This is a genomic window from Sphingobium ummariense RL-3 (genome assembly GCF_000447205.1).
GTDB classification, from domain to species: domain Bacteria; phylum Pseudomonadota; class Alphaproteobacteria; order Sphingomonadales; family Sphingomonadaceae; genus Sphingobium; species Sphingobium ummariense.
This window is the reverse complement of record NZ_AUWY01000134.1, coordinates 1-13304: the sequence shown is the minus strand read 5'-3', so window position 1 is coordinate 13304 and position 13304 is coordinate 1. Positions and strand designations below refer to the sequence as shown.

The 13304-nt window shown below is 63.8% G+C and carries 11 protein-coding genes and 1 pseudogene; 5 read left to right on the top strand and 7 right to left on the bottom strand.

Features of this window, described 5'->3' with window-relative positions; genetic code table 11:
- The 3 genes and pseudogenes from M529_RS50040 to M529_RS46370 form a co-directional block, all read left to right on the top strand.
- A pseudogene (locus tag M529_RS50040) lies at positions 1-171 on the top strand (transcription elongation protein SprT); the annotation flags it as partial.
- A gap of 121 nt (positions 172-292) precedes the next feature.
- Complete coding sequence (locus M529_RS46375) at positions 293-928, top strand: nucleotide-binding protein (RefSeq protein WP_004213364.1); 636 nt, start codon at positions 293-295, stop codon at positions 926-928.
- The gene (locus M529_RS46370) at positions 928-1212 is read left to right on the top strand and encodes a ribbon-helix-helix domain-containing protein (RefSeq protein ID WP_013038654.1); all 285 of its coding nucleotides are present in this window, start codon (positions 928-930) and stop codon (positions 1210-1212) included. The genes M529_RS46375 and M529_RS46370 overlap by 1 nt, the downstream gene beginning before the upstream one ends.
- Positions 1213-1240: 28 nt before the next feature.
- On the opposite strand, the gene M529_RS46365 is transcribed toward M529_RS46370, so the two are convergent.
- Together M529_RS46365 and M529_RS46360 are read right to left on the bottom strand one after the other, a co-directional pair.
- Positions 1241-2248: a replication initiator protein A gene (locus M529_RS46365; RefSeq protein ID WP_021240124.1), complete on the bottom strand. Its 1008-nt coding sequence runs from the start codon at positions 2246-2248 to the stop codon at positions 1241-1243.
- 592 nt (positions 2249-2840) lie between these two features.
- Positions 2841-5789, bottom strand: a complete 2949-nt coding sequence (locus tag M529_RS46360) for a Tn3 family transposase (RefSeq protein WP_233431824.1) — start codon at positions 5787-5789, stop codon at positions 2841-2843.
- Between the two features lie 128 nt (positions 5790-5917).
- Here M529_RS46360 and M529_RS46355 point away from each other — a divergent pair, with 128 nt between their 5' ends.
- Both M529_RS46355 and M529_RS46350 read left to right on the top strand, forming a co-directional pair.
- A complete protein-coding gene (locus M529_RS46355) occupies positions 5918-6511 on the top strand; it encodes a recombinase family protein (RefSeq protein WP_007683474.1) in 594 nt (197 codons plus the stop codon).
- Positions 6508-7869: a hypothetical protein gene (locus M529_RS46350; RefSeq protein ID WP_007683476.1), complete on the top strand. Its 1362-nt coding sequence runs from the start codon at positions 6508-6510 to the stop codon at positions 7867-7869. The genes M529_RS46355 and M529_RS46350 overlap by 4 nt, the downstream gene beginning before the upstream one ends.
- Before the next feature lie 800 nt (positions 7870-8669).
- Here the strand turns inward: M529_RS46350 and M529_RS46345 are convergent.
- The 5 genes from M529_RS46345 to M529_RS46325 all read right to left on the bottom strand — a co-directional run.
- On the bottom strand, positions 8670-8903 hold the full coding sequence (locus tag M529_RS46345) for an arylsulfatase regulator (RefSeq protein ID WP_231372556.1): 234 nt from the start codon (positions 8901-8903) through the stop codon (positions 8670-8672).
- 636 nt (positions 8904-9539) lie between these two features.
- Positions 9540-10001, bottom strand: coding sequence for a hypothetical protein (locus tag M529_RS46340; protein WP_013038681.1), 462 nt, complete (start codon positions 9999-10001; stop codon positions 9540-9542).
- A gap of 37 nt (positions 10002-10038) precedes the next feature.
- Entirely contained in the window at positions 10039-11700 is a 1662-nt protein-coding gene (locus M529_RS46335; protein WP_021320006.1) for a type IV secretory system conjugative DNA transfer family protein, read from the bottom strand.
- Between the two features lie 6 nt (positions 11701-11706).
- Positions 11707-12423, bottom strand: coding sequence for an SIMPL domain-containing protein (locus M529_RS46330; protein WP_013038679.1), 717 nt, complete (start codon positions 12421-12423; stop codon positions 11707-11709).
- The coding region (locus tag M529_RS46325) for a HEPN domain-containing protein (protein WP_021320005.1) at positions 12420-13304 on the bottom strand (885 nt) is incomplete at its 5' end. The genes M529_RS46330 and M529_RS46325, both read right to left, overlap by 4 nt.

Here is a 13304-nt window from a genome sequence, read left to right as displayed (position 1 = left end):
AAGAAGCAGAAAACCCGGATGCTCAAATGCGAGTGCGCGACGTGCGGCTATACCGTCAGGACCGCGCGCAAATGGTTGGAGCTGGCCGGAGCGCCGCTTTGCCCGATCGAGGATCACGGCCAGATGCAGCATGAGCCGCTGGACGATGACGAGGCCGAGCCGGAGGAATGATGCGCCGCGCTTTCGTCAGTTCAGATTCAGCGCCGCCCTATCGTCATTTCAGCGACGATAGGGCTTTCCCTCTCGGTTCACCGCGTATACAAGTATAGGACTATACGTGTAGGAGTGTAGCATGAAGGTTCTCGCCATTCTCTCACAGAAAGGGGGCGTCGGGAAAACGACGCTCGCCACCTGTCTGGCGGTCGCGGCCGAGCAGGCCGGCAAGGTCGCTGCGATCATCGACCTGGACCCGCAGGCGACGGCCTCGTTCTGGAAAGACGTGCGCCAGCTCGACACGCCCGCCGTGGCGTCGATTCAGCCGGTGCGCCTGCCCGCCATGCTCAAAGCCTGCGAGGATGCCGGCACCGATCTTGTCGTGATCGACGGGGCGGCGGTCGCGCGCGACGTGGCCTATGAGGCAGCGCGCCAAGCCGATTTCATCCTGATCCCGACCAAGACGGCCGTATTCGACACCATGAGCATGACGCACACGCTCGACGTTGTGCGCCAGCTCGACCGCGCCTTTGCCGTGGTCCTTACCTTCGTGCCCCCACAAGGTCAGGAAACCGGCGATGCGATTCAGGCCGTGGCGGAGCTGGGCGCGACGGTTTGCCCGGTGACGATCGGCAACCGCAAAGCCTTTTTCCGCGCCCAAGCCGCAGGCCAGGCCGTGCAGGAGTTCGAGCCGCACGGACCAGCGGCCGACGAAATCCACCGGCTATACGAGTATACAACTATACGCCTATACAATGAAGCGGAGGCGGCGTGATGGCGAAGGGCGGAAACAGTCTGCAAGCGGTGCTGAACCGCGCCAAGGCGGACGGAGACGCGGCCCCGGCACCAGCGCCGGCGATCGAGCCGGTAGACGTGTCCCGCAAGGCCCCGCCGAGCGGCCGACAGGGGACCAAGTTGATTGGCGGGCATTTCCCCCCGGAGGTCAGCACACAGCTTCGTATTATCGCGGCCGAGGAAGGGACGACCGTTCAAAGCCTGCTAGGCGAGGCGCTGGACGACCTGTTCGTGAAGAAGGGGAGGGGGCGCATCACCAGCTAGTATAGGTGTATAGCTGTATACGCCTATACTAGCGCAAGGGGGCGGTCTTGTGCTTGTTGCGGCAGAAGCCGATGAAGGCGGCGCGGGGGCTTTTCAGTTCCGGCCGTCCGCTGTCGATCCACCATGACACCCATTGGTCATAGAGCGCATACACGTCATAGCCAGGCGCAACGCTCTTGGCGTCGTGGAAGCCTTCGGGGTCGATATAGGGCCGTTCGGGTTCCGCCTCGATCGCCTCGACCGTATCCAGCGCCTCGCGATTGCGGAACGTGACCGTATCGCCGTTCATTTCCACGGCATAGTCGGGCAGATGATCGTGCGCGACGAGATCGCGCAGCATCGAGCGGAACACGCGCAGATGGCTACTCGCGCCAGTCTTTTTCTGTAGCGTTTCGACCGAGATCGACCATTTTTCCTGCGCGCCGCAATGCTTGCGCGCCAGCTCGTAGATGCGCCGTTCGAGCGGCTTGCGGAGACGGAAATAGTCGCGGTGCAGCGTCAGGACACTGCGCCCCTCGACCATCTTGAACAGCCAATCGGAGAGCGTGACCTTGATTTCCGACATTTGGCCGGAGCGGGTTTGCCGCACGATCCGCCATTCGTTGATGAGGCCGAACCCTTCGGTGATTTCCTCGCCATCGGCCTTGATGTTCGTGGTGATCCGCGTCCCCGACAGGCGCTCGAACGCGCTCCGCAGTCGGTCATAGCCGTCGCCATCGGTTTGCCGGTTGGTCCACACTAGCAGATCGCGCGCCGTGAGGTGCAAGGTGCGGCTCGGCCGCTCGCCCTGGTTCATCTTCCCGATGAGCTGGGAGATGCAGTAGATCAGAATATCCTTGTCGTGGATCGTCGCCAGCCCTTTGACGCTGGGGACGATTTCGAGCTTGTTGCCGTTATGCTCGTAGCGGAACACGCGCCGATCGGGCTTGGTCGCGAGCGAGAAAATCGGATGCTCCATCGAGGCCATGTCATCCTTGGGGATGGCGTCGAGAACATCGCAAATGAACAGATCGGGATCGGGATAGCGAACCGGCAACAGGGGAGGGCGACCCTCCGCGCCGTTCGGGGTTTCGTTGACGGCAAGCGGAAGTTCGGGGTTTCGTTGACGGTCAGGCTCGATTCGGGGTTTCATTGACGGCCACCGTAGATTCGGGGTTTCATTGACGCAACGAAAAAGTTCGGGGTTTCATTGACGCTCGCCGACGATTCGGGGTTTCGTTGACGCAGATTCGGGGTTCTGGAGTCACCGGATTCGGGGTTCCGTTGACGCCCAAGGCCAAAAAATGGCCGATTTCACTATTATATTCAGTATCTTACGGAGACGCCAAAATCCCGTAACACGACTCTTTAACCCATATATTAACACTAGGCCGCCCTGTGGATAACTTTTGCCGCGACGTGGTTTCACCCACCAGCATCCCGCCAGATCGGACAACCTGTCCCGGAAATCGGGACAGAGGCAGCGCGACTCACTGGCGCAGTGCTTGAAGCACGGTCAGAGGGAAGAAAAGCGCCGCCTCTTGGGGGCTTCGCCCCCGCCGGCTCGCGGCCTGCGGCCGCCCCGGATCGCTTTGCGATCCTCCCACCCGGCATCCCCCATGGCCTCTGTACATTATTCGGACACAGATTCACGGTAGCGGCTTGATGAGCAGCGGCATGAGGCCATCGGCATCGAGGTCGAGGCTCTCGGACCAGATATAATCGCCGGTGAGATTGATGCGGTCCCATCCCAGCGGCGACAATCGGGACAGCATGGCGGGATCGACAGGTGTGCCGCGGTGCCGCAGTTCATCGACGGCACGACCGAGATAGCGGCAGTTGAAAAGAATGATGGCGGCCGTGACGAGGTTGAGCGCTGCCGCGCGGGTCTGCTGGTTCTCCAGGCCACGGTCGCGAAACCGCCCGAGCCGATGGAAGGCGACAGCGCGGGCCAGGCTGTTGCGTGCCTCGCCCTTGTTGAGTTCGGCGGTGACCGTCCGGCGCAGATCGGTGTCGTCGAACCAGCGCAGCGTGAACAGTGTGCGCTCGATCCGTCCGACCTCCCGAAGTGCCGCAGCAAGACTGTTTTGTTGACGATAGGCGGACAGCTTCTTCAAAATCAGCGACGGTGTGACAGTGCGGTCGCGCATCGCCGCGATGACCTCCGCAATTTCGGCCCAATGGCTGACGATCAGGTCCCGACCGAGGCGGCGCCCGAACAGCGGTGCGAGCCGACCATAGCGCCGCGCGGGCTCGAAACCATAGAGTTGTCGATCCGACAGGCGCGGAATGCGCGGCTCGAAATCGAGGCCGAGCAAATGCATGACGGCGAACACGATATCGGAGACGCCGCCACCATCGGTGTGGAGGGCGGTGATGTCCGCGCTGCTTTCGTGGCCGAGGATGCCGTCGAGTGCGTGGATCGCCTCGCCCGCCGTCCCGGCGATGACCGTCTGATGAAGCGGTGCGTATCGATCGGTGATGGTGGTGTAGATCTTGACCACGGGGTCGCGACCGTAATGTGCGTTGACCGTTCCTCCGGCTTCGCCGGCACCGCCGAGATAATAAGCCTGCCCATCGGCCGATGCGCGATGCCCCGAACCAAACCAGGCGGCGAGCGGTTCGGCATGGATAGCGTCGGTCAGGCTGGCGAGCGCGGCGCGAAACGTTTCCTCGCGCATATGCCACGTCTGCATACGCAACAGTGCGCGACGCGAGGCGACACCGCAAACTTCGGCCATGCGCGACAGACCAAGGTTGGTCGCCTCCGCGATCAAGGTGGCAAGAAAGGCGCGTTCGTCGGCGGGAGGCAGACCGGTCGAGACATGGCCGAAATGCTGGATGAAGCCGGTCCATCGTTGAACCTGCGACAGCACATCCGTGATACGGGTGGCAGGCACCATGCCGTAGCAGGTGAGCGCAAGTTGCCGCCCTTCATCCTGACCAGGGTCTTCTTTGGGGTCTTTCGGAAACCGCAGCCGCTCGCCGGCAAAAAGGGGGGGATCGCGTTTGTCCAGATCGCGGGCGACCTCGCGCAGGGCGCTATCAAGCCTTGCCGCCCTCTCGTCGAGCCAGGCGTGCGGATCGCCGAGCGAGAAAGCGGGCTTCGGTACGGGGCTGGCCGGTGGGGCAAGCAGCACACTGAGCGCGCGATGGACGCGCGCGGTCGGCACCCAGATACCACCGGATGCCAAAGCATTGGAAAGCGCGCTGTAAGTCGCCATCTCCCAATGGGTGCGATCGATCCCGCCTGCGGTCATGACATGCCGACGCCAGCGGTGCTCGACATGGCCAAGCGGCACGTCATCGGGCAACGCCCTGCGCCAGTCTCCGTCGAGATCGGCGAGGATCGCCATCGCATCGCGCAACGGCTGCATTCCGGCCCGGCCCTGGAAATCAAAAGCGCGCACGAACGACGGCCCCATCCGCTTGAAGGCGCGATATTCCGCCGCGATCTCGTCCAGAACCTCGTTCCGGTGCGGTGAGGCGGTACGTCGGATGATAGCGGCGTCGGCGTCGATGATGTCGAGGGATGCCACGGCATCGACCGCCGCGGCGACATCGCCGCCAGCCCGGGCCGCCTGGCTGATCGCTTCCAGAACCCTGGCGATGCGTAACATCCGTTCGCGGCCCTCGCGGCCGGAAACGGCCACGCGCTGTTCGAGCCGTTTGCGGGCGCGCAGATGGGCCCGCCCCACGAGCGCAATGAACATATCGATCGCCGCATCGGTCAGTGTCGCCTCCAGCTCGCGCAGCGTCGCGAGCAGCACGACCCGCCTGCGGGCCGGGCGCATTTGCTGGAAAGCCTGTGCCGTGTAGCGCACACCCTCCCGGGCGAATTGCCCCAGGCGCGGTTCGTGGCGAACATCAGGGGAGAAAGCCGATATGCCCGTCCCACGAATCAGCGTGATCTTTTCGACGATTTCCAAAAGCGAAGCGGATGCGACACGCGGTTCTGGCTCGCGCAGCCAGGACAGACGGCTCTGCCGGTCATGCACCTTGTCATCGATCAGCGCGTCGAGTTGCTGACGCATCTCATGGCCAAGGCCGCCATCGATCGCGGCCACGAGATCCGTTTCCGCCTGATGTATCGCCTCGGCCGCCATGCGCTCCACGACGCTGACACCCGGGATCACGATCCGACGCGCGCGCATCTCATCCAGAAGCCGGCCGAGCAGCGCGCGTCCGTCGATGATGCTCGCCGCCTCGTTTGTCAGCCATGTCCGCAATTCCACGCGGTGCGGGCGGCTCAGATCGCTGAAGCCGAAGCGCGTCTTGATCGCGGCGAGCTGATCGTAGCGCGTGGGCGTGCGTCTGGCGAAATCAGCTATGACCTTTGCATCCACCCCGACCTGCTCGGCAATATGGTCGAGCATGACCGCAGGCAGCAGTTCCCCGTGGCGCAGATGCCGGCCCGGGTAGCGCAGGCAACAAAGCTGCAGGGCGTAGCCGAGTCGGGTGGCGGGCGTGCGCGCGGTGTCGATCGCGGTCATGTCCTCACCTGACAGACTATAGTGCTTCACGATCGCCGCCTCGTCGTCGGGCAACATCAGCAGGGCAGCGCGCTGCCGCGTCGTCATCGGAATCCGTCCGGGCATCTTTGAACCTCCAAAAACCACTTGCCTTTCGGCATGATTCTGAAAGAGGATTGTGAAAGACAAGAGGCCGCAGGAATCCGTTCATGCCGCACTGGCCTCCGGATACGGCCGTTTGTGAAAGGCAGGATTTGACCAGGGCACCCTATCTGATCGGCTATGCGCGGGTGTCGAAGGGTGACGAGCAGTCGAACGCCGCCCAGCGCCGCGCCCTCGACGCGGCTGGGTGCAGGCGCGTGTTCGAGGAAATTGCCAGTGGCGGGCGCTGGGACCGGCCAAAGCTCCTGGAGATGATCGGCCAGTTACGCGACAGTGACGTCGTCGTCGTCTGGAAACTCGACCGGCTATCGCGCAGCCTCAAGGATCTGCTGCACATTATGGAGCGGATCGAGGCGGCGGGCGCGGGCTTCCGCTCGCTGACCGAGGCGATTGACACCACCACGGCCGCAGGTCGCATGATGATGCAGATGGTCGGGAGCTTCGCCGAGTTCGAGCGCGCCATGATCCGCGAGCGCACCTCCGCCGGCCTCGCCCAGGCGCGTGCCGAAGGGCGGATCGGCGGACGCCGGCGCAAACTCGGCGAAAAGCAACGGCGCGAGATCGCGGAGTCCGTCATCTCCGGACGAAAATCCGGCGCCGAGATGGCGCGGCTCTATCATGTCAGCGAGCCGACCGTTTCGCGCATCGTCGCCGCGCACCGACAGACTATGGAGCTACCGGCATGAAACGCGGCCACGACCTGACCGGGCTGATGAAGTTCGCGACACGGCCCGAGTGGGCCGACGACCTGCATGACGCGCTCGACGATCATCTGGGGCCGGTTCTCACGCAGTTCGACATCGATTCCGACGAACTGCCCGGCATCATCGGGGATCACTGGGCCATGACCTTGTGGGGCTGCGCGTTCGAGGACCTGGTGACCCGCGTCTTCGAGCCCGATGGCCGCAACATCGTGGACGAATATCTCAAGCGCCGCGGATGGAACGAGGCCGGCCCCAACAAGCTCTACATGCGCGCGCTGAAGACCTCCGTCATGAGCGTCTATGAAGTCAGCGCGATCGAGCCCGGCGTCGGCTTCCTCGCGCGAGATCTGATCCGGGGCGGTGATCCCGTCCAGGTCCGCGAGCGCACCGCGTCCAGGACGCTGGGCCCGTGGGATCGGATCGGCGTGCGCATCATTCCGGTGAGCGGGCATAGGATCCTGGCAGGCGGCCTGCTGTCCTTTACAGCGGAAGCCACCAGCGCCCTTCTCGAGGCATTGCGCCTGGGACAGGGCAAGCGCGGCCCGCGCGCGAAACTAGTGATCGACGATGATCAACTGCGCGACCTGGCGCCGCTCATCTCGATGGTCTGGCTGTTCGACATCTTGCCCAGGATGCTCGAGCCTGTCGCCATCCCCACGCTGCATAACGCCGATGGCGAGGAGGTTGTTTTCCACCGTGTCCGTTTTCCGTTCACGCGGGGGACGACGCAGGCACTCATCGGCGACCGCCTCGATACCGTGCCCGCCCTGCAGCGGGAAACGTCACATTTCTGGAACTGGCTCGGCACCAGAACAAAACAGGGCAAGAAAGGCACCGGCCAGATGGCGTGGGGTGTGTCAATGGAAGACGGCACGCCGGTGCTTGGGAATCTGGAACTCAAGGGCCGCGCTCTGATCCTCTCCGTCACCTCGGCCGAACGTGCAGAACGCGGCGTTGCACTCGTCACCCAGGCGCTCGGCGCCCTGGTGGGAACACCTTTGACCGAGATCGAGACGATCGAACAGGCGATGGCTGCGCGTCAGGAAGGACGAACCGTGTCGGAGCCGGCACCGGACATCCCGGTCGAGGTCGCCACCCCGCTTGTCCACGGCATGCTCGATCGTCAATACCGGACACTCCTCGATGAGCCTGTCCCGATGCTCGGCGACAAAACGCCGCGACAATGCGCCGGCAGCAAGGCCGGACGCGACCAACTCGCCACGTGGCTAAAACATCTCGAAAATCTCAGTGGGAGACACGCTGACATCGATGATCCGATGGCGACGTACGACTTCGGGTGGATATGGCAGGAACTCGGGATCGAAGAACTGCGCCGGTGACGGCTTGACCCCGCAACGATGAAGGACATGCTGGCCGCCTGATAGACACTGGAGCCGCCTTCACCAACGGTGCCTGCGGATTTGTATTGCGCACGGCTGCTCGCAGGTGCAGCATGAGGATGCCTTTCAGGCATCCTCTCCTAAAACTATGGCCGGCCGTTGTGCCGGCCTTTTTGTGTGGCCGCGACGGCTTACGTAGCGCAATCCCTGGCAGAGAAGCTGGCGCCGACGTCCCTCAAGCTCGCCTACCGTGAATCTGTGGCCGAATAATGCACAGGGGCCCCCATGATGAGCCGGCTTCGCCGGCACGCTTTTTGTTGGATTAGGGATCGTTTAAACGCTGCGCCCCTGCCGCGACCACAGCGCCAGCGGCACCGTCGCAATTGGCTTTCCAGAAAAGCCAGGCGGATAGGGCAGCGATCAAGCCGAGAGGGCAGGGGAGGCGGAAACGTCGCGGCAGGGGCGATTTCCGGGCCGCTGGGCGTCATTCTGAGCGTTCGGCAGGGTTGGAGAGGTCGAGCGCCCGATGCCGCTCTACGGGCTTCCTAGGCGGCCGATTTTTTGGAAGCTAGATCCTCGCACGATCGCGCGCGACGACACGGAAGTGCGTTTTATGGACGCTAGGTGTAGGCGCTTGCAATCGTAGCGGCGTCTGCTCGCAAACGGAGCGATTTTCTGCTCGGATTATCTGACAATGGGCGGAGCAGTCTGCTCACGCTAATTGCCAATGTGCTCGCCATCATCCGGCGCTGCTCGCAGTCATGGTCGCCTGCTCACATTATCTGCCAGCGGGAGTGGCGTCAGCGTGGCACCCGGATGGAGCCGTCCGCGATCCCTTCGGCGATATTTGAGAGCATGACGGCGTAGCGGTGCAGGCCGGGGAAGCGACCGGCGTTTCTCTCGATCTCTTCGCCGTATCCGGCATCGAGCAGCGCCTTGAAGTCCGGCATCACGTCGAACATGCCGCCGAGCAGATCGATATCGGAAGCACCGATCAGCAGCAGGGCATTCGCATGGGCGTCGAGGCGTTTCATCGTCTCCAGCATTTCGGTTTTGGTCATCGCACCCTTTCCGCTTGCGTGGTGTCATCGCCTATTATGCGCTGGCCCTGTTCGCGAAAACCTTCCTTTCTGACGATCCTGCCGGCGGGCCATGACCGCAACGCATTTCTGCGGCCCGCCGCGTGTCAAAACTGTTCTGGAAACCCGCTTCGCAAAAGCGTCTGCCGGCGACGGGTTTGGAGAACCCACTGGCAGGGAGTGTGAGCACGACGCCCCGTTTGCAAGCAGCGCCGGATGATGGCGAGCACACTGGCAGATAATTCGAGCACGAGGCCATGCGCCAGTGGCAGAAAGGGTGAGCAGAAAATCGCTCCGTTTGCGAGCAGACGCCGCTACGATTGCAAGCGCCTACAGCTAGGGCTGAAAAACGGCAACATCGGGTCCGAGCGGCCGCGATCGGCGCGGCGAGCTTCAAGATTTGTGCGCCAGACAACGATTTCGCGAACCTGGCCCGATCATCGTTGCGGGAGAGGGCGGAATCCTACGCTAAGAACCGGCAGGGGAGGGCGCGGAAAGTCCGCTAAACAACGCCCAGGCCGAACAGACGGCGAACTTGTATATTTGTATACGCCTATACATTCGCGCCCTGTGGCGCGTGGTGCTATCGCTTCAATTCAGGACGGGTTTGTCGTCGGCCGATGGATCAGCGTGGAAAAGGCCCTCCATCGGATTGTCGCGAATATACTCGCCGCCTTCGGCAAATGCCCGGAGAGGATCGTTGCCCTTCATGCGGCCAGCGGTGATTTCGCGTTCGGTCACGCGCAAAAGCACGGCCTTGTCGATCTGCCCGTCAACCAAACTCTCCTGGCGGAGCATGAGATGGTAAGTCGAAAGGTTATCGGCCAGAAAGCCGATGATCTGAGAGCCTGGGGCTTGTGCCTTGGCCAAGCCTTCGGCAGCGATGTTGGTCAACGCAATGTGCATACTTATCAGGCGGACACGGTTAAATTCGTCGCGCTCGACAGCGTGCAGTTCTATCAGCTCATCGACCAATGCTTGTAGGTCACAGCCCGGCTCGCCGATGCTTTTCATGAATCGATCGGCAAATTCCTCAAATCGTTCATTAGGCATGGTCGAAATACCTTGTGTTTGAGACGGTTTAAACGCTCTACACCTTGTCGAACTTCCCCGCGAACTCGCGATCGGCGAAATAGCGTAGCTTGGCGGCGACGATCGGCCGTTGCCCCGCGAGGAACAGGAGCTGCAAATCCTCGCGCAGCGTGCGGACCTCATCGGGCGTGAGCAAGGGGCGGCCGACATGCTGCGATCCGAACGATATGCCGGTCTCTTCCGCGTCGATCGCGCGGCTCATGGTCTCGAACACGACCGTTTCCTGGCCGAGCAGATCGGAGACGAGCTTGGCGCTGTCGTGATCGTTGACGCCGAATATCTGCAAGACGCCGGCGTTCGACAGGAAGGTGCCGGCGCGGCGCTCGTAGAGCGCGCGGAGCTGGTGAACGTCTTGCAGGATCGGCCAGAGCTGGATGCCGTAGCCGGCCATGAGGCCCATAGCGCGCTCGACGGGTTCGAGGCGGCCGAGGGCGGCGAACTCATCGAGCAGGAACAGGACGGAGCGGGCAGGGGAGGCCGGCGCGCGCGCGAGATCGGTCAGCCCTTGCGCGAGCATCAGGCGCAGCCAGCGCGCATAGGTGGCGAGCCGATCGGGCGGCAGCACCAGATAGACGCTGGTAGGCTGCGCCTTCACATCGGCGAACGTGAAATCCGAGTGCCCCAGCACCGCCGTCATGCGCGGGCTGTCGAGAAAATGGGTATGGCGCTGCGCGGCCGACAGCACGCCAGCGGCTTCGCGATCGGACTTGCCGAGGTGGCGATTGGCGGCGCGGGCGGTGAGGCCGCCTTGCGCCTGCATGGCTTCGAGCTGGGCGGCGAAGGCTTGCGGAGCGAGGGTGAGCCGGTCGCGCAGCGTGGCAAGGGTTCGTGTGCCCGCCGGCTCCTGGCAAACGATATGCAGGATCAGGCCGGCGATCAACGCCTTGGCTTCCTCGTTCCAATGCGCCTCGCCCGCTTCGCCGGGGGCGTCATAGACCAGTGCGTCGGCCAGCGTCATGCAGTCGTCGGCGAGATCGAGGCCGGCAGGGTCGATACGATCCAATGGATTGAACGCGGCCCCGACCATGCCCGTTACGCCGAAGGGATCGAGGACATGGACCGGGCCGAAGCGTGCGCGATAGTGGGCGGTGATACGCGCGTTCTCGCCCTTGGGGTCGATGCAGACGACCGGGCCGGGATAGTCGAGCAGGTTGGGGATGATGGTGCCCACGCCCTTGCCGGTGCGCGTCGGCGCGATCGTCAGCAGATGGGCGGGGCCGGCATAGCGCAGCGGCTTGCCCGATTTGCGGTCGCGGCCGATCAGCAGGCCGTCGCCATTTTGGGCGAGGGGGCGCGTCTCGCGATCGGTGGCGAAGCGGGCCGAGCCGTGGGTATCGTCGCCGGCAGGGCCACCATAGCGCAGGATCAGCGGTTGGAAGAGGGCGCGCAGCGTGACCAGGATGATGACGAGGAACGTCAGCATCATGCCGAGCTGGTAGAGATTGGAATCGCGAGCCAGGCCGAGCAGGGAGGCGAGGACGAATTGCATCCCGCCGGCCAGGACGATGCCGACGATCAGGAACAGGATCGCGGTGCGAAACAGATGGCGGATGAGCGCGAGCGGGCTAAGGGTCAGCGCCGTGATCGCCCAAATCGGTTGCTCGCGCGCGAGGCGGGCGAGGTTGCGGATCGCGCGGCCGAGCTGGCGGAACCATTCCATGCCGGATCACTTCGCCGCCAGGGCGAAATCCACCCGCACGGTCACGATGTTCATGTTGGTCCCCGCCATCACCGGGGGCGCTGCCTGTGGCACGACTGTCGGGGGAGCGGCGATGCGGGCCTCCATGTCGGCCATTTGCGGCATATAGCCGCCCTGGCCGCCATCGCTGATCGCCAGCACGCGCGTAACGCGCAGGTTGGCGGCGGCGGCATAGGCATCGGCCTTGGCGCGCGCGGCCTTGTAGGCGGTGCCATAAGCGCCGAGGTTGGCCTTTTCGGGATCGGCGACCGAGAGATTGGGGCCGGAGACGATGTTGGCCCCGGCAGCGGTGACGGCGGCGAGAGCTTCGCTCACCCGTTTGTTGTCGCGGACCCGCACGGCGACGCTGTTGCTGGCCTCATAGCGGCCCTTGTTCGCGCCATAGTCGATCCGGTTGACCGAGAGGTTGCGGGTCTGAATATCCCGCGCCGGAATGTCGAGCCTGGCGAGCGCGGCGGTGATCTTGTTCATGGTTTCCGCGTTGCGGGCGCTGGCGGCCTGCGCGTCGGCGGCGATGCTCGACAGGCCGGCAGTGAACAACGCCTGATCGGGGGTGGCTTCGGCGCGCCCCGTGCCGGTGACGGTCAGCACGGTTTCGTCGCGATCGACACCGCGAGGGTCGGGCGCAGCGGGGGTGCAGGCGGCGAGGCCGAGCAGGGGCGTGAGGAACAGGGCTGGTTTCATGGCAATCCTCCTGGGTCGTTTTTGGTGTCGATCGTGGCGAGATGTTCGGCGCAGATCGCGGCGGCGATCGTGTGGAAATGCCTCACGCGCTCGACGAGCCAGGCCAGTTCGTCGGGGGTGATTTCATAGGCGTGGGAATAGCGGGCCTCGACATAGGCGCGCTGCAACTGTGCGAAATGGCGGCGGGCCGCGCGAGTATCGCGCGGCCATGCTTCGATCAGCCGGGGGTCTAGATTTTCGGCGAGCGAGCGCAGGATGCCGAGACGGTGCGATTTGGGCGCGTAGAGCGTCAGGACGAGCAGCACGGCGTTATAGACCCGCTCGACGGCCTGGTGGAGCATGAACGCGGCATCGCGCGGCACGCCATCGGCAATGCTGTCCCGGGCGAGCTTGAGCGCGTGCGCGGCGAGCGGGAACCAGTGGTCGCGATGGCGCAGGGCTTCGGCGTGGCGTTCCTGCGCGTCGAGCTGGCGCGGCACGGCGAGGGCTTGCCCTGGCGCTTCGTAGAGGGCGATGCCGTCGCGGGCTATGTCGGCGAAGAAGGGACGGCCGCGCGCGAGCTGGTCGTTCACGTCCATCAGCGAATGCACGATGAAATTGACGGGTGTGGCGAGGTGCCTGGTGACGGTCAGCTCGCGCACCAGATGATCGTCGGCGACCGCCCACCATGTTTGCAGATCGGTGAAGGTGTCGGCGTTGACGACGACGAGCAGGTCATAATCGGAAATGTAACCGCTGGCGCGATCCTCGACCCAATCGCCGCGTGCGTAGGAGCCGAACAGGATCAGCTTGAGGATGCGGCCGCCCTTGCGCTTGTCCGAGAGCTTGGTTTTGACGGCATCCTCAAATTCATCGAACAGGACGCGGGCGACCCGTTCCAG